Annotated in this window: 21 protein-coding genes and 2 pseudogenes; 12 read left to right on the forward strand and 11 right to left on the reverse strand. The window is 72.5% G+C overall.

Annotated elements, in window-relative coordinates:
* Positions 1-102 precede the first annotated feature (102 nt).
* Positions 103-525 (forward strand): hypothetical protein, encoded by a 423-nt coding sequence (locus AC6CKD_RS30830; RefSeq protein ID WP_498331892.1) that lies wholly within the window; start codon positions 103-105, stop codon positions 523-525.
* Here AC6CKD_RS30830 and AC6CKD_RS30835 read toward each other — a convergent pair.
* Positions 471-1,127, reverse strand: a pseudogene (locus AC6CKD_RS30835) (NAD-dependent epimerase/dehydratase family protein). The gene AC6CKD_RS30830 and the pseudogene AC6CKD_RS30835 overlap by 55 nt on opposite strands.
* Positions 1,128-1,421: 294 nt before the next feature.
* Positions 1,422-3,698, reverse strand: a complete 2,277-nt coding sequence (locus AC6CKD_RS30840; protein ID WP_498331893.1) for a glycosyl hydrolase family 8 — start codon at positions 3,696-3,698, stop codon at positions 1,422-1,424.
* Positions 3,699-4,061: 363 nt separating this feature from the next.
* Here AC6CKD_RS30840 and AC6CKD_RS30845 point away from each other — a divergent pair, with 363 nt between their 5' ends.
* The 7 genes from AC6CKD_RS30845 (at position 4,062) to AC6CKD_RS30875 (ending at position 10,135) form a co-directional block, all read left to right on the forward strand.
* Entirely contained in the window at positions 4,062-4,901 is an 840-nt protein-coding gene (locus AC6CKD_RS30845; protein ID WP_498331895.1) for a HipA family kinase, read from the forward strand.
* A complete protein-coding gene (locus AC6CKD_RS30850) occupies positions 4,898-5,281 on the forward strand; it encodes a DUF3037 domain-containing protein (RefSeq protein ID WP_498331897.1) in 384 nt (127 codons plus the stop codon). The genes AC6CKD_RS30845 and AC6CKD_RS30850 overlap by 4 nt, the downstream gene beginning before the upstream one ends.
* Before the next feature lie 129 nt (positions 5,282-5,410).
* Positions 5,411-6,172: a 3-oxoacyl-ACP reductase FabG gene (gene fabG / locus AC6CKD_RS30855; RefSeq protein WP_266876359.1), complete on the forward strand. Its 762-nt coding sequence runs from the start codon at positions 5,411-5,413 to the stop codon at positions 6,170-6,172.
* 20 nt (positions 6,173-6,192) lie between these two features.
* The gene (locus AC6CKD_RS30860) at positions 6,193-6,954 is read left to right on the forward strand and encodes an SDR family oxidoreductase (protein WP_498331899.1); all 762 of its coding nucleotides are present in this window, start codon (positions 6,193-6,195) and stop codon (positions 6,952-6,954) included.
* 152 nt (positions 6,955-7,106) lie between these two features.
* On the forward strand, positions 7,107-8,690 hold the full coding sequence (locus AC6CKD_RS30865; RefSeq protein WP_498331901.1) for an ABC transporter substrate-binding protein: 1,584 nt from the start codon (positions 7,107-7,109) through the stop codon (positions 8,688-8,690).
* Between the two features lie 179 nt (positions 8,691-8,869).
* Positions 8,870-9,541, forward strand: a complete 672-nt coding sequence (locus AC6CKD_RS30870; protein WP_498332035.1) for a uracil-DNA glycosylase — start codon at positions 8,870-8,872, stop codon at positions 9,539-9,541.
* A gap of 129 nt (positions 9,542-9,670) precedes the next feature.
* Positions 9,671-10,135, forward strand: coding sequence for a hypothetical protein (locus AC6CKD_RS30875; protein WP_498331902.1), 465 nt, complete (start codon positions 9,671-9,673; stop codon positions 10,133-10,135).
* Positions 10,136-10,166: 31 nt separating this feature from the next.
* On the opposite strand, the gene AC6CKD_RS30880 is transcribed toward AC6CKD_RS30875, so the two are convergent.
* Both AC6CKD_RS30880 and AC6CKD_RS30885 read right to left on the reverse strand, forming a co-directional pair.
* Entirely contained in the window at positions 10,167-10,754 is a 588-nt protein-coding gene (locus AC6CKD_RS30880; RefSeq protein ID WP_498331904.1) for a hypothetical protein, read from the reverse strand.
* 72 nt (positions 10,755-10,826) lie between these two features.
* Positions 10,827-11,351, reverse strand: a complete 525-nt coding sequence (locus AC6CKD_RS30885; RefSeq protein ID WP_498331905.1) for a DinB family protein — start codon at positions 11,349-11,351, stop codon at positions 10,827-10,829.
* Between the two features lie 82 nt (positions 11,352-11,433).
* On the opposite strand from AC6CKD_RS30885, the gene AC6CKD_RS30890 reads away from it, so the two are divergent.
* The gene (locus AC6CKD_RS30890; RefSeq protein WP_498331906.1) at positions 11,434-12,339 is read left to right on the forward strand and encodes a Gfo/Idh/MocA family protein; all 906 of its coding nucleotides are present in this window, start codon (positions 11,434-11,436) and stop codon (positions 12,337-12,339) included.
* 31 nt (positions 12,340-12,370) lie between these two features.
* Here the strand turns inward: AC6CKD_RS30890 and lnt are convergent, their stop codons facing one another.
* From lnt to AC6CKD_RS30915, 5 genes are all read right to left on the reverse strand, one after another.
* Positions 12,371-13,942, reverse strand: coding sequence for an apolipoprotein N-acyltransferase (gene lnt / locus AC6CKD_RS30895; RefSeq protein ID WP_498331908.1), 1,572 nt, complete (start codon positions 13,940-13,942; stop codon positions 12,371-12,373).
* Between the two features lie 49 nt (positions 13,943-13,991).
* Positions 13,992-14,480, reverse strand: coding sequence for a nuclear transport factor 2 family protein (locus AC6CKD_RS30900; protein WP_498331910.1), 489 nt, complete (start codon positions 14,478-14,480; stop codon positions 13,992-13,994).
* A gap of 69 nt (positions 14,481-14,549) precedes the next feature.
* Positions 14,550-14,726 (reverse strand): DUF8839 family protein, encoded by a 177-nt coding sequence (locus AC6CKD_RS30905; protein WP_266876352.1) that lies wholly within the window; start codon positions 14,724-14,726, stop codon positions 14,550-14,552.
* Positions 14,727-14,857: 131 nt separating this feature from the next.
* Positions 14,858-15,736 carry an undecaprenyl-diphosphate phosphatase gene (locus tag AC6CKD_RS30910; RefSeq protein ID WP_498331912.1) on the reverse strand — a complete coding sequence of 293 codons (879 nt, stop codon included), beginning with the start codon at positions 15,734-15,736 and terminating at the stop codon, positions 14,858-14,860.
* 48 nt (positions 15,737-15,784) lie between these two features.
* Positions 15,785-16,522 (reverse strand): TVP38/TMEM64 family protein, encoded by a 738-nt coding sequence (locus tag AC6CKD_RS30915; RefSeq protein WP_498331913.1) that lies wholly within the window; start codon positions 16,520-16,522, stop codon positions 15,785-15,787.
* A gap of 49 nt (positions 16,523-16,571) precedes the next feature.
* Between AC6CKD_RS30915 and AC6CKD_RS30920 the strand changes: the two genes are divergently transcribed.
* The 3 genes from AC6CKD_RS30920 (at position 16,572) to AC6CKD_RS30930 (ending at position 19,220) form a co-directional block, all read left to right on the forward strand.
* Positions 16,572-17,309 carry a DNA alkylation repair protein gene (locus AC6CKD_RS30920; RefSeq protein WP_498331914.1) on the forward strand — a complete coding sequence of 246 codons (738 nt, stop codon included), beginning with the start codon at positions 16,572-16,574 and terminating at the stop codon, positions 17,307-17,309.
* Positions 17,310-17,476: 167 nt separating this feature from the next.
* On the forward strand, positions 17,477-18,361 hold the full coding sequence (locus tag AC6CKD_RS30925) for a patatin-like phospholipase family protein (RefSeq protein WP_498331916.1): 885 nt from the start codon (positions 17,477-17,479) through the stop codon (positions 18,359-18,361).
* Between the two features lie 67 nt (positions 18,362-18,428).
* On the forward strand, positions 18,429-19,220 hold the full coding sequence (locus AC6CKD_RS30930) for a spermidine synthase (protein ID WP_498332036.1): 792 nt from the start codon (positions 18,429-18,431) through the stop codon (positions 19,218-19,220).
* Positions 19,221-19,323: 103 nt separating this feature from the next.
* Here the strand turns inward: AC6CKD_RS30930 and AC6CKD_RS30935 are convergent.
* Positions 19,324-20,683 (reverse strand): annotated as a pseudogene (locus AC6CKD_RS30935) (MFS transporter).
* Between the two features lie 70 nt (positions 20,684-20,753).
* On the reverse strand, positions 20,754-21,818 hold the full coding sequence (locus AC6CKD_RS30940) for a DUF8017 domain-containing protein (RefSeq protein WP_498331918.1): 1,065 nt from the start codon (positions 21,816-21,818) through the stop codon (positions 20,754-20,756).
* Positions 21,819-21,832 lie beyond the last annotated feature (14 nt).

Below are 21,832 nucleotides of genomic sequence, written 5' to 3' on the forward strand. Positions count from 1 at the left end.
AAGGCGATCTGCGAGGCACCGGCACGGATCCGTCAGGGCGGATGCCTACCGGGTCGAGGCCTTCCGGCAGATCATGTGCCCCTGCGGAGAGGCGGTGCGTTCATGGAAGACGAGGCGGCGGACGTGGTGGCCACGGCCACGGTGATCGTGCGTGCGGCGGCGGCCAGGCGGGCGCGGCAGGACTCCGTCGTGCGTGCGGGGGCTCGGCTGGCGGCCGCGGTGTTCCTGGCCGGCTGCCCGTCCGGTCTCTGGTGGCAGGGGGACCGGGCGACCATCCCGCTCGTCGGACGGGTGCTCGCGGGCTGGGGACCGGGCGGCGCGATGCCCTATCCCACCGGCCTGGTCGGGCTGCTGCTGCTGGTGTTCGCGGCCCTCTTCGGGGCCGTCGGGGTCGGCGCCCTCTGGTGGGGCGCCGCCGACGTGGCCCGTCGTGAGAGCCCGTTCGCCCGGTACGACCGCGACCGCTACCGCTACCGGGGCGGCCGGGGGTCCGGTCCGGACAGGGTGAAGGAGCCGCCGACGTAGCGCGCGTCCACGTGGCCGGGGCCGAGCTCGCCGTGCGCGGCGAGCAGCGCCCGCGCGTACGCCTCCGCGTCGTCCCGGGGTTCGTAGCCCAGGGCCCGCGCCGTCGTGAGGTCCCACCAGGCACGGGTGTTGGCGCTGATCCCGTTCACCACGGTGTGCCCGACGTCCGGTGCGGTCAGGGCGGCGTGGTGTCCGGCCGGGCGGGGACCGCGCTGCCGATCGGAACGTCACCGTCGAGCGGCACGTACCCGACCGCGTGGTTGCTGCCGGCGAACACGACCCGGCGCACGCCTTCCGCGCGCACCGCCTCGTACAGGTGGTACGTCCCGCGGACATTCGCTTCGAGCAGGGCCTCGAAGCGGGATTCCAGGGAGATCCCGCCGACGTGCACGACCGCGTCGACCCCGCGGACCGCGGACCGCGGAACGCACCGCGTCGGCGTCGGCCAGGTCGAAGACCAGGGACCCGGCGCCGTCGGGCCCCTCGACCGGCTTCAGGTCCGCGAGACGCAGCGTGTAGCCGTAGCGGGGCAGGCTCGTGCGCAGGAAGGTGCCGATGCCGCCCGCGGCGCCGGTGAGGAGAAGGGTGCGGGGCTGGTTCACGAGCGGAACTCCTTTGTCAGATCGGCCAGTAGCGGGAGCCGCCCCCTGGGGCAGCAGGCCGAGGTGGTACAGGCTCAGCCGGCTCGCCCCGGCGGCGCGCAGCCTTCGTACGTGGGCGGGCAGCAGCGCGGGGTCGGCCGGCGGCCGGGCGGTCACGTACGCGTCCACCGGCAGCCCGTGCCGGGCCGCCCGACAGACCAGCTCCGCGCTCTCGGGGCCGGTCGGCCGGCACGGCACCAGTCGGGTGTCCACCTGTGCGGCGGCCCGGTCCGTGAGGCCCGGCGAGGGGCCGGGTTACGGGACCCAGTGGTTGCCGGAGGCCGTGATCATGACCTGGAGCTGGATGCTCGCCGAGAAGTAGCTGCCGGTGTCGATGGGGGTGGCCAGCATCTTGTTCCAGAGGGCGTCCAGCCACGCCTGGCTGCCCGGGTCGGTCATGGCCGCCAGCGTGAACGGCGCGAAGTACGCCGCCTCGCTGCCCGCGGAGATCTGCGTGCCGTCGAGCTTGTAGCCGATGGCGATCCTGTTCGGGTCGCCGCCCGTCTTGGCCTTGATCCAGTTGTTGAGCTTCCGCGCCGACGCGAGGGACTTGGCGTCTCCGCTGGTCACCGCGTCGTCCGCGATGCGCCACGGGGTCCGGCAGGCGTTCCACCAGTAGGCGCCGTCGTTCGGGTCCTCCAGGACCTGACCCGGGGCTGGCTTGGGGGTGGTGTTGGTGGTGACGACGAAGTCGGGCAGGAGCCCGGTGTTCGGCGCGTACGTCGCCTGCAGGCTGGTGATCTGGTTCTGGTGCGCGGTGCGGATGGTGTCCCAGGCCGCGTCGCCCGTAGCCGACCGGAAGGCCCGGAAGTGGTCCACCATCCAGTCCGAGGTGCGGGAGATGTAGTAGTACTGGTCGCCCGAGCTGCTCCAGTCGCCCAGTTTCAGCAGGTTGGTGGTGGGGTTGAGCTCGTCCTTCTTGATCGCGTTGATGTGCTTGATCGCGAGGGCCTTGTAGTTGTACGTGCCCGTGCTGCCCCACTGCTTGTCGGCGAGCAGCAGCCCGTAGGCCACGTCCATGTCGCCGTCGGTCGCGCCGTCGCCGCCGTTGACGCTCCGGCAGGCGGTGTCCTGCTCGGCGGCCAGCAGGTCCGAGTTGATCGCCGACGGGTGGTCGATCATCCACTTGGTCAGACCGTCGAAGATCTTCTTCGCGTCCGGGTCGGCGCCCGCCATCGTCGCGGCGATGACCATGCCGTACCCCTGGGCCTCGGCGACGTACGGGTGGTCCGCGTCGGGGGAGATGACCTGGTACCAGCCGTTGCCGCAGTTCTGCCGGACGAACGCGGACTTCCAGGTGTTGTAGTACTCGACGGTCTTCTGGTCGAGGGTGCCCTGCGTGCCGGACGGCTTCAGCGTTCCGGCGGCGTAGGGCCGGGTGTGACTGCCGAACGGGACGGCGGGGCCGGTGCCGCCGGCGGGGGCGGTGGAGACGCTGAGCGTGCCGCTCGCCGCGGAGGCGTTGCCGGCCGCGTCGCGGGCCTTGACGGTGTACGCGTAGGCGGTGGACGCCGTGAGGCCGGTGTCCGTGTAGGAGGTCCCGGTGGCGCTCCCCACGAGCGAGCCGCCACGGTAGACGTCGTAGCCGGTGACGCCGACGTTGTCGATGGCCGCGTTCCAGGCGAGCGAGACGCTGTTCGCGGTGGTGGCCGTCGAGCGCAGGCTCCCGGGTGCGGTCGGCGGGGTGGTGTCACTGCCGCCGGAGGCGGGGTTGCCGTAGACCTCGAACTCGAAGAGGGAGTAGCCGTAGCCGGTGCCCCGGGCCGTTCCGTACACGCGGACGTAGCGGCCGGTACCGGTGAGGGCCAGGTCGTCGGTGGCGCCGTTTCCGGTGCTGGTCGAGTAGACGTCGGTCCAGGCCGAGCCGTCGGCCGAGGTCTGGATCCTGTACGCCTTCCCGTACGCGGCCTCCCAGGCGAGCTTCACCCGGCTGATGGTGTGGGCCGCGCCGAGGTCGATGCGGATCCACTGCGGGTCCACTCCCTCCAAGCTGGCCCAGCGCGACGCGGCGTTGCCGTCCACGGCCTTCCCGGCCTCGAAGCCGGCCGCCTCGACCGAGGACGAGGTCGCCGGCCTGCCCTGCGAGACCAGGACGGGGGTGGGGGCGCCGGCGCCCGGGGCGGGCGGCGTGCCGGTGGACTTCAGGAAGAGGGAGCCGGAGGCGTCCGTCTTGGAGGCGTTCACACCGGCGTTCGGCGACCGGGAGTAGTCGAGCCCCTCCTTGCCGGCCCAGTCGGCGATCGGCGAGCCGCCCTCCGTCAGGTGCTGGTACTTCGACGGGTCGGCCGCCGTTACGGGGGCGCGGCGGTTGGCGCTGGTCAGGTCGGGGATGACGGCGGCGGCGCCGAAGGCCGCTGCGGCCCCGCGGGTGGCGGAGCCCTCGGAAGCCGTCGCGGCCGTCGCGGCCGGGGCGCTGAGGCCGGTGAGCCCCGCCACGGCGGAGGCGAGGGCGGCGAGACCCGCCAGCGGACGGTGCCAGCGGGGAGGGCGGCGGTCTCTGTGCGCGGAAGGTTGCTGATGTGCTTGTGACATCGGGCGTCCTCGGGTGAGTGCTGCGCGAGTGGGGGAGCGGCCGGTTCGCGGCCGGTTCGCGGCCGGTTCGGAGCGTCGGCTAATGGTTAGGAATAGTTCCTAACCATTGGCCGGGAGAGTAGGAACGGAACAGGGTGTCGCGCAAGACCCTGGGCGCGATCCATCAGTGCGATTCACATCCACGTATGTGGCTGAAGACCCGTGCGCGGGTGGTGTGTTGGGGGTGGGGGCGGGCGCGGAGGCGACCACGACGACTCTGCGCGGCACCCCGCGCGGCGTCCGCGCGGCGTCCGCGGGGCTTTGCACGGAGCGGCCGGGGAAAACCGTAGATCGTGAACCGTGATCGCCGGATAGCCTGGGAAAATGCTCACAGAAGTGATCGCGACCCGTTACGTCACGCCTTTGCGGGAGGGCGGCTCGCTCCCCGGAATCGTCGAGGCCGACGACCTCGGTACCTACGTCATGAAGTTCACCGGAGCCGGCCAGGGCCGCAAGACGCTGGTCGCCGAGGTGGTCTGCGGCCGGCTGGCCCAGCGGCTGGGGCTGCGCGTCCCCAGGCTGGTGCAGATGCAGCTCGACCCGGTCATCGGGCTCGGCGAGCCGGACCAGGAGGTGCAGGAGCTGCTCAAGGCCAGCGGCGGGCTGAACCTCGGGATGGACTACCTCCCCGGCTCGATCGGCTTCGACCCCCTCGCGTACCAGGTGGACCCCGTGGAGGCGGGGCGCGTGGTCTGGTTCGACGCCCTGATCAACAACGTCGACCGGTCCTGGCGCAATCCGAACATGCTGGTCTGGCACGGGGACCTCTGGCTCATCGACCACGGCGCCACCATGATCTGGCACCACAACTGGCCCACCGCCGAGAGCGCCGCCGCCAAGCCGTACAACGCCTCCGACCACGTACTGGCCCCGGTCGGCCCGGACATCGCCGCGGCGGCGGCCGCGCTCGCGCCGCTGGTCACCGAGGAGCTGCTGACCGAGGTCGCGGCCGACGTGCCCGACGAGTGGCTGGTCGACGAGCCGGGCTTCGACTCCACCGACGCGCTGCGCCGCGCCTACGTGGAGGCCCTGCTGCCGCGTGCGGCCACGATCCACGAGAGGATCACCATGGAGGCCGAGGCGAAGGTCCGGTCGGGTCCGCCCGGCTGGCTCGCCGACCGCCTCGACCCCCGTCCCCGGAAGATGAAGAGCGACAGCGAGTGATCAAGCGGGACGTGTTCGAGTACGCGCTGGTGCGTGTGGTGCCCCGCATGGAGCGCGGCGAGTGTTTCAACGCCGGCGTGATCGTCTACTGCCGGGCGCGCTCGTACGTCGCCGCGCGCACCCATCTGGACGAGGCCAAGCTCCTCGTACTGGATCCGGAGGCCGACGTGGCCGGGGTGCGGGCCGCGTTGCGCGGGGTCGAGGGCGTGTGTGCGGGCGGCGAGTTCGCGGGGCAGGCGGCTGGTGACGACGCGGGGCGGCGGTTCCGGTGGCTGATCGCACCACGGAGCACCGTCGTGCAGCCGGGCCCGGTGCACATCGGCCTGACGGCCGATCCCGCCGTGGAGGTGGAGCGGCTGCTGGACCTGCTGGTCCGGTAGCCCGCCGACGGGGCTGGATCCGCTCCCCGTTGACACGGAGTGCCAGGGCTCCTAGCGTCTCCTCAGCTGAAGCTACTAAGCGGTTGCTCACCTCTGGGGGGCCGCTTTCCGAGGGCGAGGAGATCCAGCATGTCCACCACCGAGCAGCGCGTCGCGATCGTGACCGGGGCGGCCCGGGGCATCGGCGCGGCCACCGCCGTACGCCTGGCCGCCGAGGGACGGGCGGTCGCCGTACTCGACCTGGACGAGGCGGCCTGCAAGGACACCGTGGAGACGATCACGGCGGCCGGCGGCACGGCCGTCGCGATCGGCTGCGACGTCTCCGACAGCGCGCAGGTGGAGGCGGCCGTCGAGCGGGTGGCGAGCCTGCTCGGCGCCCCGACCATCCTGGTCAACAATGCGGGTGTGCTGCGGGACAACCTGCTCTTCAAGATGAGCGACACCGACTGGGACACCGTCATGAACGTGCACCTGCGCGGTGCGTTCCTGATGTCGAAGGCCTGTCAGAAGCACATGGTCGCCGCCAAGTTCGGCCGGATCGTGAGCCTCTCCAGCAGCTCCGCCCTCGGCAACCGCGGCCAGGCCAACTACTCGGCGGCCAAGGCCGGCCTGCAGGGCTTCACCAAGACCCTGGCCATCGAGCTCGGCAAGTTCGGCATCACCGCGAACGCCGTCGCGCCCGGCTTCATCGTCACCGAGATGACCGCCCACACGGCCGCCCGGGTCGGCATGGACTTCGAGGACTTCCAGGCCGCGGCCGCCACCCAGATCCCGGTGCAGCGCGTCGGGCGCCCGGACGACGTGGCCAACGCCATCGCCTTCTTCACGGGCGAGGCCGCCGGCTTCGTCTCCGGCCAGGTCATGTACGTGGCCGGCGGCCCGCTCAGCTGACGAGAGGCAGGGCGCACGACATGACGTACGACGGAACGGACAGCGGCAAGGTCGCGCTGATCACCGGGGCGAGCCGGGGCATCGGCTACGGCATCGCCGAGGCCCTGGTGGCGCGCGGCGACCGGCTCTGCATCACCGGACGGAACGAGGAGGCCCTCAAGGAGGCCGTCGAGCGGCTCGGCGCGGACCGGGTGATCGCGGTCGCGGGCAAGGCGCACGACGAGGCCCACCAGGCCGTCGCCGTGGAACGCACGATGGAGGCCTTCGGCCGCGTCGACTTCCTGATCAACAACGCGGGGACCAATCCGGTCTTCGGGCCGATCGCGGACCTGGACCTCGGGGTCGCCCGCAAGGTCTTCGAGACCAACGTGGTCTCGGCGCTCGGCTTCGCCCAGCGCACCTGGCACGCCTGGCAGAAGGAGAACGGCGGGGCGATCGTCAACATCGCCTCGATCGCCGGCGTCTCCGCCTCGCCCTTCATCGGGGCGTACGGGATGAGCAAGGCCGCCATGGTCAACCTGACCCTCCAGCTCGCCCACGAGATGGCCCCGGGGGTCCGGGTCAACGCGATCGCGCCCGCGGTCGTGAAGACCCGGTTCGCGCAGGCGCTCTACGAGGGCCGGGAGCAGGAGGCGGCGGCGGCCTATCCGCTGGGCCGGCTCGGGCTCCCGGAGGACATCGGCGGGGCCGCCGCGTTTCTCACATCTGCACAAGCGGAATGGATCACGGGGCAAACTCTCGTGGTTGACGGGGGAATGTTCCTCAATGCCGGAGTGCACTGACCGATAATCGGACGCATTTGCCTCTCAAGGGGAGGCAAATGCGTACCGAATGGGCACGTAATCGGTCAAGTGCCGCACGAAACCTACCCATTGGTTTTGTGAGGCTCTGCGGTAGGGTCTGCCGCACCCCTGGCTGATCGAGGAGCGTGCACGTGTTCAACCGGACCAGATGCCTGCAGATCACTGCGGCCCTTGCGTCCATATCCCTGCTCTCCGGATGCGGCCTGTTCTCGGACGACGGCGGCAATGGAGAAGAGCGGATTGTCGTCGGAACGACGAGCGCACCCACGACCCTCGATCCGGCCGCGGCGTGGGACGGCTCCTGGGAGCTCTACCGGAACGTCTACCAGACCCTGCTGGCGTTCCCCACGGGTGCCACCAAGCCCCAGCCGGACGCCGCCCAGAGCTGCGAGTTCACCGACTCCGGCAACGAGTCGTACCGCTGCACCGTGCGCAAGGGCCTGAAGTTCTCCGACGGTGAGCCGCTCGACGCCAAGGCCGTCAAGCACTCCCTCGACCGGATCATGGCCATCAACGCGCCGTCCGGCCCCAAGGCCCTCTTCGGCAGCCTGGACAAGATCGAGACGCCGGACTCGCACACGGTGGTCTTCCACCTGAACACTCCGGACGCCACCTTCCCCTTCGTGCTCGGCTCCCCGGCCGCCTCGCTGGTCTCGCCGAAGCAGTACCCGGCGGACAAGCTGCGCGACGGCGACAAGGTCACCGGCTCCGGCCCGTACACCCTGGAGTCGTACAAAGAGGCCGGCGAGGCGGTCCTGAACCGCAACGGGAGCTACAACGGCTTCGCCAACCGCCGCAACGGCGGGGTCACGATCCGCTACTTCGCGGACTCCAAGAAGATGATCGCCGCCCTCAAGGGCAAGGAGATCGACGCGACCTACCGCGGCCTCTCCGCCGACGAGGTCAAGGACCTCCAGGCCCCCGCGTCGGCGGACGCGGGCGTCCAGGTCGTCGAGAACGTCGGCTCGGAGATCCGCTACCTGATCTTCAACCCGAAGGACCCGCAGGTCGCGAAGGTCCAGGTGCGCCAGGCGATCGCGCAGATCGTCGACCGCGGGGCGCTCGTCTCGAAGGTCTACCAGGGCACCGCCGAGCCGCTCTACTCGATGGTCCCCAAGGGGGTCGTCGGGCACAAGACGCCGTTCTACGACACCTACGGCCAGCCGGACGTGGCCAAGGCCAAGAAGACCCTCAAGGACGCCGGCATCCCCACGCCCGTGGACCTGACCTTCTGGTACACCACCGACCGCTACGGCGCCTCCACCGCGGACGAGTTCACCGAGCTCAAGCGCCAGCTCGACGAGAGCGGGCTCTTCAGGATCACTCTGCGCGGGCAGCCCTGGAAGGCCTTCCAGGAGGGCTACAAGAAGGGCGAGTACCCGGTCTTCGGCCGCGGCTGGTTCCCCGACTTCCCGGACCCGGACAACTTCATCGCGCCGTTCGTCGGCAAGGAGAACGCGGTCGGCACCCCGTACGAGTCCAACGAGATCCTGAGCGTGATCCTGCCCAAGTCCCGCCGCGAGAGCGACCGGTCGGCCGGCATCCACGAGTTCGAGAAGGCCCAGCAGATCTTCGCCGACGACGTCCGGCTGCTGCCCCTGTGGCAGGGCAAGCTGTACGTCGCCGCCCGCGACGACATCGCCGGCGCGGAGCGGGCGCTCGACCCGCAGACCGTCATGCAGGTGTGGGAGCTGTACCGCAAGACGAGCTGGTAGCAGGCCCGTACGCCGCCCCGCCCGTCCGCCCCGCCCACCCGGGCGGGGCGGGCGGGCGCCGCGTTGTCAGTGGCCCCCGGTAAGTTCTTGTCCGCCGCGCGAAGCAGTTGCGCGGGCGCGGAGACGCGCAGACGCGAAGTCTCGAACAACGTGTACCGGAGGTTGTCGCCGTGACCCAGATGCTGCCCGAGTCCTGGCTCCCCGTCCTCGGCGGAGAGCTGGAGCAGCCCTACTTCAAAGAACTCACCGAGTTCGTCGAGAAGGAGCGGGCGAACGGGCCGGTCTACCCGCCCCGCGAGCAGGTCTTCGCGGCCCTGGAGGCCACGGCGTTCGACCAGGTGAAGGTCCTGGTCCTGGGCCAGGACCCGTACCACGGCGCGGGCCAGGGCCACGGGCTGTGCTTCTCGGTGCAGCCCGGTGTGAAGACCCCGCCCTCGCTGCGCAACATCTACAAGGAGATGCACGCCGAGCTCGGCACCCCCATCCCGGACAACGGCTACCTGATGCCGTGGGCCGAGCAGGGCGTCCTGCTGCTCAACGCCGTGCTCACCGTCCGCGAGGCCGAGCCCAACTCGCACAAGGGCAAGGGCTGGGAGAGGTTCACCGACGCGGTGATCCGCGCGGTGGCCGAGCGTCCCGACCCGGCCGTGTTCGTCCTCTGGGGGGCGTACGCGCAGAAGAAGCTCCCGCTGATCGACGAGGAGCGGCACGCGGTCGTGAAGGGTGCCCACCCGTCCCCGCTGTCGGCCAAGAAGTTCTTCGGCTCCCGGCCCTTCACCCAGATCAACGAGGCCGTCGCCGCCCAGGGCCATGCGCCGATCGACTGGAGGATCCCGGACCTGGGCCGATGACCGACCGCGCCTAGGCGGCATTGCAGGTGCCTCCGGCTAGCGTCTTGATGATCAGACCGGAGCAGGTCTGACGGGAACAAGCCGGAGGCCGCGTTGACCGAGCAGCAGGAGGCGTCTGAGGACGCCGTCATGACCAGGATCGGCCAAGCGGCCATCCTGCTGCACGCCGGCGACCGCGAGGAGGCCCGCAACCGGCTCGGCGAGATCTGGTCCGAGATCGGCACGGAGGGCGACTCCCTGCACCGCTGCACGCTCGCGCACTACCTCGCCGACGCGCAGGACGACCCCGCCGAGGAGCTGGCCTGGGACCTGCGGGCGCTGGCCGCCGCGCACGCCGACTCCGACGGTCCCGGTCCGCCCCCGGCCGTACGGGTCTTCTACCCGTCGCTGCACCTGAGCCTGGCCGCCGACTACGTGAAGCTACGGCGTCCGGCGGCGGCCCGGATCCACCTGGCACGGGCCCGCGCCGCCACCGGGGCCCTGGGCGACGACGGGTACGGGAACGGCGTACGGGCCGCCATCGCCCGACTGGAGCGGCGGCTCGCGGCGGAACCGGGGGAGGGGCCCCGCCCGTTCCCGGAGCAGAACCAGTAGCCGGCCCGCGCAGCCGGGCCGCGTCGGGCCGTCAGCCGCCCTGGACGCCCGCGCAGATCCGGGCCTCGGGGCTGTCCGGGTGCCAGCGCCCGTGCCGGCGGCCCAGCGCGCACACGTCGGCCGGCCGCACCGGCAGCTCCCGCACCAGTTCGCGCGGCACCTCGCCGCCCTCGGAGCGGGGCCGGCCGGGGTGCGGCCCGCCCGGACGCCCGTCGGCGCGGTCCCCGTGCCCGCCGGGCTGCCGGGGCCCCGGGATGTCCGGGACCGGCGCGGCTGCCGCCGGCCCTCCGCGGTATCCCGGCCGGCCGTCCCGCGCCGCCTCCGCGGCGGGGACCCCGGCCCGCGGGACGGCGGCCCGGCCGGAAGCGGAGGGGGCCGGCCCGGCCGGCTGTCCCGGCACTGCCTCCACTGCCTCCAGCGCCTCCAGGACGGGTGCCCTGACGACCACCGGCGCGGACCCCGGCCCGCCGCGGGGCTCGTGCCGGGGCGGCGCCCCCGAGGTGCCGGGGGCGGCCGCGGGCTGCAGGGAGGCCGGGGACACGTTCACGCAGCCGGAGACGGCCGAGACCGCACAGGCGACGCCGAGCAGCAGCTTTGTCGTGGTTCGGGTTGGATGCACTCACACAACTCTGCTGTGCGAGGACCCCGTTGCGAAAACCCGGAGCCGATATTCACCCCGCACGGGTGACGGCTACTCGCCCGTGGCGCCGTCGATGTGCTCCCGGAGCAGGTCCGCGTGGCCGTTGTGGCGCGCGTACTCCTCGATCATGTGGTGGTAGACCCAGCGCAGGCTGAACACCTCGCCCCGGCGGTGGCTCTCGGGCTTCGAGGCGTGGTCCAGGGAGCGGCCGGACACGGCCTGCCGGGCCAGCTCGATCTCGGTCTGCCACACCTGCTCGGCCCCGCCCCAGGTGTCCTCGTCCGCGAAGTGGAAGTCCCCGTCCGGGTTCTCGTGGGTGCAGTACAGCTCGGGCAGCTCCTCGTCCAGCATGATCTCCCGGAACCAGTACCGCTCCACCTCCGCCATGTGGCGCACCAGCCCCAGCAGACTCAGTTCGGACGGCACGAGCGGGGTGGTGCGGAGCTGTGCGTCGGACAGCCCCTCGCACTTCCAGGCCAGGGTGGAGCGGTGGTAGTCGAGCCAACCGTCGAGCATCTCGCGCTCGTCGGCCGTGGTGGAGGGTTCTGCGCGGTGGGATCCGCTGGTGATCGTCATGGTCCCCATCCTGGTCGAACACGCCCGTGGCCACCACCGATTAGGCTGCGTACTCCCACACGCAACACACCTGGAGGTCCCGGTGAAGGTCGGCTGCATCGGACTCGGCGATATCGCGCAGAAGGCGTACCTGCCCGTCCTGACCACCCGCCCGGGGCTCGAACTGCACCTGCAGACCCGGACCCCGGCCACCCTCGAACGGATCGGGGCCCACCACCGCGTCCCGGCCGAACGCCTGCACGCCGACCTCGACTCGCTGCTCGCGCAGAAGCTCGACGCGGCCTTCGTGCACGCCCCGACCGCCGTCCACCCCGAGATCGTGGAACGGCTGCTGGAAGCGGGCGTGCCCACGTACGTCGACAAGCCGATCGCCTACGAGATCGCGGAATCGCGGCGCCTGGTCGAACTGGCCGAAGAGCGCGGGGTCTCCCTCGCCGTCGGCTTCAACCGCCGCCACGCGCCCGGCTACGCGCAGTGCGCCGACCACGCGCGGGACCTGATCGTCATGCAGAAGAACCGGGTCGGGCTGCCCGAGGACGTACGGACCTTCGTCCTGGACGACTTCATCCACGTCGTCGACACGCTGCGCTTCCTGCTGCCCGGCGAGGCCGACCAGGTCGACGTACGGGCCGTGGTGCGGGACGGCCTGATGAGCCAGGTGGTGCTCCAGCTGTCTGGCAGGGGCTTCACCGCGCTCGGCATCATGAACCGGCTCTCCGGTTCCACGGAGGAGGTGCTGGAGGTCTCCGGGCAGGACACCAAGCGCCAGGTCGTCAACCTCGCGGAGATCATCGACCACAAGGGCCAGCCCACGGTCCGGCGGCGCGGGGACTGGGTGTCCGTGGCCCGCCAGCGCGGTATCGAGCAGGTCGTCGACGCCTTCCTGGAAGCCGTCGCCACCGGCACGACCCTCAGCGCGCGCGACGCGCTGCTGACCCACGAACTGTGCGAGCGGGTGGTGCGCTCCGCTCTGGAGCAGGCGTCCTGATCGGCCGTGTTCCGGGCGGCCGCCCGGCCTGCTATCCGGGCGGCGTCCGAGGGGTCCCGAGGGGCGCCCGGCTGGGCCTCCCGAGCCGCACGGAGCGGGCGCCCGCAGCCGCGCCGTAGACGGCCAGAGCGGCCAGCGCGGCGCCCACGGGCCAGTCCCCGAAGCGGACGTACGGGGTCGTGCCGCGCGCCAGCGGGACCTCGTACACGCGCGCCGTGCTCGCCGAGGTGGGCAACGCCGGCCCGATCCGCTCGCCGGACGGGCCGCGCACCTCGCTGATGCCGGTGAGGGTGGCGTGGACCACGGGACGGCCGGTCTCGGCGGCGCGCAGCGCGGACAGCGAGGCGTGCTGGGCCGGCGCCCAGCTGTCCTGGAAGGTGGACGTGGCCGACTGGTCGACCAGCAGGGCCGCCCCCTCGCGGGCGAGGTGGCGGCTCATGTCGGGGAACGCCGACTCGAAGCAGACCAGTGGGCCGACCCGGACGCCGGCCCGGCCCGGCAGGTCCATCAGGACCGGCGCGCTGCCCGGGACGCGGTTCTCGTCCGCCGCCTTGCCGACCGAGGTGGCCCAGCCCAGCAGCGCGCGGGCCGGCACGTACTCGCCGAACGGCACCAGGCGCATCTTGTCGTACTGGTCACCGGTCGGGCCCCCGGGACCGACGAGCACCGCCGATTTGCGGATCCCCGGCCGGTCGGCGGCCCGCGCGTCCACGTTGACCAGCAGCGGAGCCCCCACCCGGGCCGACACGGCGGCGAGCCGCCGGGCCAGGTCCGGGCGGGCCGTCAGGTCCTCGCCGACACTGCTCTCCCCCCACACCACGAGGTCCGGGCGCGGTCCGGCCAGGGTCCCGGTCAGGTGCTCCCCGACGGCGAAGCGCCGCTCCGCGCTGTCCGCGGAGTCCGGGAGCAGGCCCGGCTGAACGAGGGCGACCCGCAGCGAGCCCGCCGGCTCCGGGAGGGGCGCCCACAGCCACACCACCCCCGTCAGCACCGCGCAGCCCGTCACCCCGGCCAGCGCCGGCAGCCGCGCCCCCGGCCCGGTGATCAGCAGCACCAGCGCGCAGTTCACCGCCACGACCAGCAGGCCGACCAGCCAGACCCCGCCCACCGAAGCCAGCCGCAGCGCGGGCGCCACCTGCCACTGACTGGCGCCGAGCAGCCCCCACGGCCCGCCCAGCCCCTGCCAGGACCGGGCCAGCTCCGACAGCAGCCAGCCCGCCGGTACGAGGACCAGCGCGGCCATCGCCCGGCCCCCGCCGGGCCTCCCGCCGAGGAACTCCCGTACCAGCAGAGCCCAGGGAATCCAGAACAGGCCCACGAGCGCCGCCACGGCGAAGAGGAACACGTGCAGGCTGGGCAGCAGCCAGTGGTGGACGGCGAAGACGAAGCCGGCGCCGCCGAGCCAGCCCTCCAGGGCCGCGCGCCGGCCGGTGGGGGCCGACCTCAGCAGCAGGATCCAGGGCACGAGGGCGACGTAGGCGAACCACCACAGCGCGGGTGCGGGGAAGGCGAGGCAGGGCAGGGCTCCCGCCGTGAACGCCGCCACCGCACGCCACCACGGGGGCCGCTTCGAGACCGCCGGGACCGTCGGGACCATCAGCATGAGGTAGGGCCTCCGCTTCCAGTGTGGAACACCCCTGCCGGTCGAACCATCAGAACGACATGTGCCGCCACTTCTCGTGGACGGTGACGCGCGAGAGCCGCCAGCCGGACCGGGCGGTACGGGCGACGGCGAAGGTGTAGCGGCCCGCCGCGACGAAGTTGGGCGCCGTGACGGCCGGGCCGCCGGCATCGGCGGAGCCCGACTCCTCACCGGCCAGCCGCATGGGATTGAGGAAGTCCGCGCGTACCTCCGCGGTGTCACCGGGGGAGCCGCCCACGTCCGCGATCCGGATCAGCCGGTTGACGATGAGGTGCTGGCGCACCGGAAACAGCTTCATCGTCTCCGCGAGCCAGTCCGCGACCTCCCCGGCCGGGCCCTCGATCCCGCCGGCCGAGGCGTAGTCGGCCCGCCCGCCCGGGGCGAACAGGGCACGGTACGCGTCCCAGTCGCCGTCGTCCACGGCGATGGCGTACTCCGTGACCAGCTCGTCGATCGCCAGTCGGTCCATCACGCCCGCAAGGTCCACACGCTGCGTCATCGGGACAGTGTGCGGGCGCGGGGCGCGGAGGCCAAGGGGCGTGCGCGGCCCGGACGCCCCGCCACCGGCTCAGTGACCGGAACGCGCCTCCCGGGGACGGACCACCACGAGGTACGCGTCGCTGGCCAGATCCATCACCACCTCGGCCGGCACGCCCTCGCGCGTCCGCTGCGCCGCGTACTCCTCCGCCGGCCAACTCCCCCTCGGACTTCCGGCCGGAAACCGCTCCAGCACCACTCGACCCATGGGACACCCCCTGCTGCTCGCCTTCAGGTCTCTCCCAGCACAACGACGCGGAGGCCGCCCGGGAACGTTCCCGAGCGGCCTCCGGTTCGTACGAAGCGGTGAGCGGTATCGCTTTCCCCTGAGAACGGGGTCTAGCCGGCCGACTCGCCGGCGTGCGGGCTGAGGACACCCATGCCGATCAGGACGAACAGCAGGATGCCGAGCAGGACCCGGTAGATCACGAACGGCATGAAGCTCTTGCTGGAGATGAACTTCATGAACCAGGCGATGACCGCGTAGCCGACGAGGAAGGCGACGACCGTGGCGAAGATCGTCTGACTCCAGGCGATGTGGCCCGGGTTCTCCACCACGTCCATGATCTCGAACAGGCCCGAGGCCAGCACGGCCGGGATGGCGAGGAGGAAGGAGTAGCGGGCCGCGGCCTCGCGGGTGAAGCCCAGCAGCAGACCGCCGGAGAGCGTCGCACCCGACCGGGACACACCCGGGATCAGGGCCAACGCCTGGCAGAGACCGAAGATGAGGCCGTCCTTGACGCCCAGTTGCTTCAAGGTCTTGCGCTCGCGGATGGCGCGGTGCCGGCCGCCCTCCTCGTCGCGCGCGGCCAGCCGGTCGGCGATGCCGAGCACGATGCCCATCACGATGAGGGTGGTGGCGATCAGCCGCAGGTCACGGAACGGGCCTTCGATCTGGTCCTTGAAGGCGAGGCCGAGGACGCCGATCGGGATCGAGCCGACGATCACCAGCCAGCCCATCTTGGCTTCCTGCTCGGAGCGCAGCGCCTTCGTGTACAGCGAGCGGGACCAGGTGGAGATGATCTTCGCGATGTCCTTGCGGAAGTAGATCAGCACGGCGGCCTCGGTGCCGATCTGCGTGATGGCGGTGAAGGCCGCTCCCGGATCGTGCCAGCCGGCGAACGCCGCGGTCAGCCGCAGATGGGCGCTGGAGGAGATCGGGAGGAACTCCGTAAGCCCCTGGACGAGACCGAGGATTAGGGATTCGAACCAGCTCATGTCGGGGTGCGCTCGTCCTTGTGATCGTCGGGCAGTTCGCGTCCGATGCTAGGGCCCGTGCGGAGCGGCCGTGACCACAGGGGGGTGTACGGCCGTCAGTTCCCGCGCCGGCACGGTTCGCTCGGGCCTGCGTACGGGCGCCAGCCGGTGCCGCTTGCGCCAGGCGACGACCGCCGCACCCACCGCGGAGAGGGCGATGAAGCCGAACGAGGCGAGGAACGCGGGGGAGGTCGGGGAGGACGCGCTGGCCCCCGCGATCACGTACGCGGCGGTGTTCGGGACCACGCCGATCGCGGTGGCGAGGAGGAAGGGGAGCCAGCCGCAGCGGGACAGCGCGGCGGCGTAGTTGGCCACCGCGAAGGGCAGACCGGGGAAGATCCGGACCGCCAGCATCGAGCGGAAGCCGTGCCGGGCCAGCTGGTCGTCGGCCGCCTGCAGCCAGCGGCCGCGGATCAGCGGACGCAGGGCGCCCTGGCCCATCATCCGGCCGAGGCCGAAGGCGATCCCCGCGCCGATGACCGAGCCTCCGACGGCCGCGACCAGGCCGAACTGGGAGCCGAAGAGCGCCCCGGAGGCCAGGTTCAGCAGCGGGCGAGGCACCAGGGCGGCCGTGCACACCCCGTACGCCGCGGCGAAGAGCAGGACCGCGGTGCCCACCGGGAGTCCCGGGGGCCAGCCCTCCGCGAGGAGACGCTGGGGCTCGTACAGCACGACGCAGACGCCGGCCGCGAGGAGCAGCACGACGAGCAGCGAGAGCCGGGTCCACGGCGCGAGGAGGAGGGACATTCCGGGAGACTAACCGACCGTCCTGGCCGAGCGCCGTAATCTGGGCCTCATGCAGTCGAACGACCGGCGGCCTCCGCCGGTTCCGCACAGCGCCCTCGCCGAGCTGTTGGTCGCGCGGCTCACCGAGTCCTACGGCGCCGCGGCCGACGTGGGGCGGGCCGGGCCCATGGCCGCGTACATGAAAGACGTCTCGCCCTTCCTCGGGATCCCCACCCCGCTGCGCCGCGAGCTGTCGAAGGCCGTGACCAAAAACACCCCGAAACCATCCGAAACGGACTGCGTGGCGCTCGCACTGCGCTGCTGGGGGCTTCCCGAGCGCGAGTACCGTTACTTCGCCGTCGACTACCTGCGCCGGCACGTCTCCCGCTGCTCCTCCGGCATCCTGCCCGTGGTCCGGCACCTGATCGTGACCGGCTCCTGGTGGGACACCGTCGACCTGCTCGCCGCGCACACGGTCGGCCCGCTCGTGGCGGCGGACCCGGCGCTCGCGGCCGTCATGGACGAGTGGATCGAGGACGGAGACCCGTGGGTGGCCCGCACCGCCCTGCTCCACCAGCTCCGCTTCACGTCCGCGACCGACACCGATCGGCTCTTCGCGTACTGCCGCCACCAGGGCGGCCACCCCGACTTCTTCGTCCGCAAAGCCATCGGCTGGTGCCTGCGCGAGTACGCCAAGACGGACCCCGCGGCCGTACGCGCCTTCGTCACCGCCGAGCGGGAGTCGCTGTCCCCGCTCTCGGTGCGCGAGGCCCTCAAGAACATCGGCGGCACCCCGGGGACGAGCTGACTCGCCCGAGTCCAGTCGACGCCCGCGAGGGCGGGCGCACCGGAGGGGCCGGGACGGTGACCGAGGTCGGGTAGTGGCCGCGCAGGCCGTGGAGGGCCCGCTGTGGTGGCGGTGGCCGGCTTGCGCCAGACTGCCGCCATCACTGGCATGCGGGGAGGGAGCGGTTCATGGGCGGCGGGAGCGGCAGCGGTAGCGGGGAAGGCAAGGGCACGGCTCTGGTGCTCGGCGGCGGCGGGCTGACCGGCGTCGGCTGGGAGGCCGGGATGCTCTACGGGCTCGCCCGCGCGGGCGTCGACCTGACCGGGGCCGACCTCGTCGTCGGGACCTCGGCCGGCTCGGTCGTCGGCGCGCAGCTCACTTCAGGACTGCTCACCCCGCAGGAGCTGTACGAGCGCCAGCTCGGCGACCCCGGCGGGGAGCTCCCCGCGAAGCTGGGGGCTTCCCTGATCGGGCGGTACGCCGTCGCGATGGTCCGCTCCCGCGACGCGAAGTCCTACCGGCGCCGGATAGGAGCCTTCGCGCTCGCCGCCGACACGGAGCCGGAGGCGGTGCGCCGCAAGGTGCTCGAAGCCCGGCTGGTGTCCCACGACTGGCCCTCGCGGCGCCTCGTCGTCGCCGCGGTGGACGCGCTGACCGGCGAACTCGCGGCCTTCGAGCGGGGGAGCGAGGCCGGACTGGTCGATGCCGTCTCGGCGAGCTGCGCCGTACCCGGGGTGTGGCCGCCCGTGACGGTCGCGGGGCGGCGGTTCATCGACGGCGGGATCCGCTCCGCGACCAACGCCGATCTCGCCGCCGGCTACGCGCGCGTGGTGATCCTCGCGCCGATGGCCACGGGCGCCGGGCTGATCCCCTCGCCCGCGGCGCAGGCCGCGCGCCTGCGGGAGGCCGGGGCGAAGGTGCTGCTGATCACCCCCTCCGCGGGGGCCCGCAAGGTCTTCGGGCGCAACGTACTGGACCCCGCGCGCCGCGATCCCGCCGCGCGGGCGGGGCTGGAGCAGGCCGCGGTCCACGTGGAGCAGGCGCGCGAGGTGTGGGCGGCTCCGGGGGCCTGACAATGGTCCGGTGAGTGACGAACAGATCCCGGTGGTCCGGGACGTGGCCCAGGGCACCGCCAAACTGATGCCGGACATCGACCGGGAGCGGGCCTGGCTGCTCACCGTGGACGGGGCGCCTCAGTCGTACGTGGACCTCGACGACCCGGAGCACCTGGAGTTCGAGTACGTACGCCGCCTCGCACACGTCCTGGACTGCGTGGGCGAGCCGGGGGCCGCGCTGGACCTGCTGCACCTGGGCGGCGGAGCGCTGACCCTGCCGCGGTACGCGGCGGCGGGCCGGCCGGGGTCGCGGCAGGACGTGGTCGAGTTCGACGCCGGCCTCGTCGCGCTGGTCGGGGAGTTCCTGCCGGTCGCGGCCGGGAGCGGCATCACCGTGCACGTCGCCGACGCGCGGGCCTGGCTGGCCGCGGCGCCGGACGCGAGCGCGGACGTCGTGGTGGGGGACGTCTTCGGTGGGTCCCGGGTGCCGGCTTCGCTGGCCTCGGTGGAGTACGCGCGGGAGGTGGCGCGGGTGCTGAGGTCCGGCGGGGTGTACGTGGCGAACCTCGCCGACGGGGCGCCGTTCGATTTCCTGCGGGGGCAGCTCGCGAACTTCGGGGCGGTCTTCGGGGAGTTGGCGCTGATCGCGGAGCCGGGGGTGCTGCGGGGGCGGCGGTTCGGGAACGCGGTGCTGCTGGCTTCGGAACGGGGGCTGCCGGTGGCGGCGCTTTCGAGGGTGTGCGCGGGTGACGTGTTTCCCGCGCGGGTGGAGGCGGGGGCGGCCCTCGCGCGGCTGATGCGGGGGGCTCGGCCGGTGGCCGACTCCGAGGCGGTGGCTTCGCCCGAGCCGCCGGAGGGGGCGTTCAGCCTCGGCTGAGGGGGCTCGCGGGCCGCTGCGCGGGGCGGCTTGTCCCCTGCCCGCCCTTCCCCCGTTCCCCGGGCTGCGCCCGGACCCCCGGGCTCCGCCCCAGACCCGCGCCTCACACGCCGGCGGGGCTGGATTCGGCGGAGGCGGGTCGGGTGGGGCCCGGTGCGGCGGGCTCGGCGTCGGCGGGGCCCGATGTGGTGAGGGTGGCAGGCGGTTTGCGGGTCATGCGGCGGACGTCCGGGACCAGGAGGACGGCTGCCGTCACCACGATCACGAGCGCCGCGCAGCCCCAGAGGGCCGAGGTGCGGCCGATCGCGGACTCGACCGGGCCGGCCACCGCCGTGGCCAGCGGGAGCATCGAGAGCGAGCCGAACCAGTCGTAGGCGGAGACGCGGGAGAACATCTCCTCCGGGATCTCCTGGTGCATCGTCGTCATCCAGCTCACGCCGAACACCTCGATGGCCACGCCGCTCACGAACATCACGGCGCACAGTCCCCACACCGGCAGCGGCACCGCCAGCCCCGCCGAGGGGAGCGCCAGCGGGAACACGCACAGGGTGCCGACCAACAGCAGGCGGCGCGGTTTCCAGGCCATCATCAAGACGGCCCCGCCGATGGTGCCGAGGCCGAAGAAGGCCAGGGCCACGCCCCACGGAGCCGCCCCGCCCAGTTGCTCCAGCGCGACCAGGGGCCCGTAGACCGCCTCCGCGGCGCCGACGACGGCCACGACGACGGAGAACTGGAGCACGATGCTCCACAGCCAGGGGCGGCTCCTGAACTCCACCCAGCCCTCGCGCAGATCGGCCAGCAGTCCGCCGCCGGGAGCGCGCTCGGCGATGTGGCCGACATCGAGGAAGGCCCGCAGGGCTCCGGCCGCGGCGAAGGCGGCCGCGTCCACGGCGAGCACCCAGCCGGGGCCCATGAAGGCCACCGTGGCCCCGCCGAGGGCCGCTCCGCCGACGCTGGCGCCGTTCATCGCCATCCGGAAGAGGGCGAAGGCGCGGTTCGCCTGCGGGCCCGAGACGCTGGCCATGAGCATGCCCTCGGCGGCCGGGTTGAAGAAGGCCGTGCCGGTGCCGCACAGCGCGGTCAGCAGCATCATCTGCCACAGCTTGGGGTCACCGGTCAGGACGAGGGTGGCGAAGGCGGCCTGCGAGAGGCAGTTGAGGACGTTGGCCGAGACCATGACGCGGTGGCGGGGGATCCGGTCGGCGACCGCTCCGCCGATGAGCAGGAATGAGGACGAGCGGCAGCGTACGGGCGGCGGCCACCAGGCCGAGGTCGCCGGCGGAGCCGCCTGCCTGGGCGACCGCGAAGGCGGTCGCGATGAGCGCTCCGTGGCTCCCGAGGTTCGTGATGACCGCGGCACCCGTCAGCAGGGTGTAGTTGCGGCCGGCCCACTCCGGCCTGCGGCGGGAGGAGGACGGACGGGCGGTCCCGGGGGAGGGGGAGGGGGCGGGGGAGGAGCTCACCCCGGGACTATCCCCGCCCCGGGCCGGGAATCCAAGCGGATATCCGGCCCGGGAGGCGGGGCGGCGGAGATCACTCCGCCTGGAGGCGGACGCTGCTCAGGATCTTCTCGTAGGTCTCCTTGGTCACTTCGCCCGGGACGCCCGCGACGCCGTAGAGGACCCAGGTGGAGAGGTCACCCTTGGCGGTCGTGAAGCTGAAGGCGACCGACTTGCCGTCGGTGGAGCACTTGTTCTCCTTGGGCAGGCCGCTGACGGTCGCGGTCGCCATGTGGCCCTTGAGTCCGGAGGAGGTCGTGTACTCCTTCGCCTCGGTGACCTTGGTGGTGCCCTTCGGCGCCTTCTGGGCGTACGCGGCGAAGGCCCAGTTGCCGGCCTCGTTGTACGCGGCCTCGGCGGTGCCCTTCGCGCCCATGCCGCCCTTGGTGGCGGTGCCCGCCAGTTCGGTCGACTCCTCCTTGCCGTCCTTGTTGGCGTCGACCTTGCACCAGTCCTCCTTGAGGAAGGCCGGTGCGGACATCATCACGAGGGGCGATCCGTCGTTCTTGGAGTCGTCCTCGAAGCCGATGGACAGGCCCGAGGACTTGACCTCCCAGTCCGGCGGGACGTCGAAGGCGGTGCCGTACTTCGGGTTGAGGACGACCTTCCAGCCGGGGATGACCGGCTTGGCGTCGGCCCCGCCGCGCGGGTTGGCGCTCGGGCTCGCCGGGGCGGGCGCGGCGGAGGAGGCCGGGGCGGAGGGGGAGGAGCTCGGCTTGCCGTCCGCCTGGTCGGCGGCCTTGTCGTCCCGGGTCAGGACGAACGCCCCGGTGCCGACGGCCGCCACGACGACGGCCGTGGCCGCGACGATGGCCACGGTCCTGGTCGAGAAGGGGCTACCGCCGCGCGGGGGCGGGGGCGGCGGGGTGCCGCCCCACTGGGGTACGGGAACGGTCGGGGGCTGCTGGCCCCACGCCTGAGGAGCGGGGGGCTGCTGCGGGTACCCGTAGCCGGGCTGCTGCTGCTCCCCGTACGCCGCCGTCGGCGGCTGCTGCTGGTACGGGTTCGGCGTTCCCGGCTGCTGCTGCTGGTACGGGTTCTGATGCGCGTCCTGGGGGTTGGGTTCTCCCCCGGGCGGCTGCTGCTGTCCTGGCCACATGGCCGGTAACGATA

The sequence above is a fragment of the Streptomyces sp. GQ60 genome, assembly GCF_059758875.1.

Excerpts from the sequence above, each read along its gene's own strand:
- AC6CKD_RS30830 (WP_498331892.1), top strand. The coding sequence starts at position 103 with ATGGAAGACGAGGCGGCGGACGTGGTGGCCACGGCCACGGTGATCGTG.
- AC6CKD_RS30840 (WP_498331893.1), bottom strand. The coding sequence starts at position 3,698 with ATGTCACAAGCACATCAGCAACCTTCCGCGCACAGAGACCGCCGCCCT.
- AC6CKD_RS30845 (WP_498331895.1), top strand. The coding sequence starts at position 4,062 with ATGCTCACAGAAGTGATCGCGACCCGTTACGTCACGCCTTTGCGGGAG.
- fabG (WP_266876359.1), top strand. The coding sequence starts at position 5,411 with ATGTCCACCACCGAGCAGCGCGTCGCGATCGTGACCGGGGCGGCCCGG.
- AC6CKD_RS30860 (WP_498331899.1), top strand. The coding sequence starts at position 6,193 with ATGACGTACGACGGAACGGACAGCGGCAAGGTCGCGCTGATCACCGGG.
- AC6CKD_RS30870 (WP_498332035.1), top strand. The coding sequence starts at position 8,870 with ATGCTGCCCGAGTCCTGGCTCCCCGTCCTCGGCGGAGAGCTGGAGCAG.
- AC6CKD_RS30875 (WP_498331902.1), top strand. The coding sequence starts at position 9,671 with ATGACCAGGATCGGCCAAGCGGCCATCCTGCTGCACGCCGGCGACCGC.
- AC6CKD_RS30885 (WP_498331905.1), bottom strand. The coding sequence starts at position 11,351 with ATGACGATCACCAGCGGATCCCACCGCGCAGAACCCTCCACCACGGCC.
- lnt (WP_498331908.1), bottom strand. The coding sequence starts at position 13,942 with ATGCTGATGGTCCCGACGGTCCCGGCGGTCTCGAAGCGGCCCCCGTGG.
- AC6CKD_RS30900 (WP_498331910.1), bottom strand. The coding sequence starts at position 14,480 with ATGACGCAGCGTGTGGACCTTGCGGGCGTGATGGACCGACTGGCGATC.
- AC6CKD_RS30905 (WP_266876352.1), bottom strand. The coding sequence starts at position 14,726 with ATGGGTCGAGTGGTGCTGGAGCGGTTTCCGGCCGGAAGTCCGAGGGGG.
- AC6CKD_RS30910 (WP_498331912.1), bottom strand. The coding sequence starts at position 15,736 with ATGAGCTGGTTCGAATCCCTAATCCTCGGTCTCGTCCAGGGGCTTACG.
- AC6CKD_RS30915 (WP_498331913.1), bottom strand. The coding sequence starts at position 16,522 with ATGTCCCTCCTCCTCGCGCCGTGGACCCGGCTCTCGCTGCTCGTCGTG.
- AC6CKD_RS30920 (WP_498331914.1), top strand. The coding sequence starts at position 16,572 with ATGCAGTCGAACGACCGGCGGCCTCCGCCGGTTCCGCACAGCGCCCTC.
- AC6CKD_RS30925 (WP_498331916.1), top strand. The coding sequence starts at position 17,477 with ATGGGCGGCGGGAGCGGCAGCGGTAGCGGGGAAGGCAAGGGCACGGCT.
- AC6CKD_RS30930 (WP_498332036.1), top strand. The coding sequence starts at position 18,429 with ATGCCGGACATCGACCGGGAGCGGGCCTGGCTGCTCACCGTGGACGGG.
- AC6CKD_RS30940 (WP_498331918.1), bottom strand. The coding sequence starts at position 21,818 with ATGTGGCCAGGACAGCAGCAGCCGCCCGGGGGAGAACCCAACCCCCAG.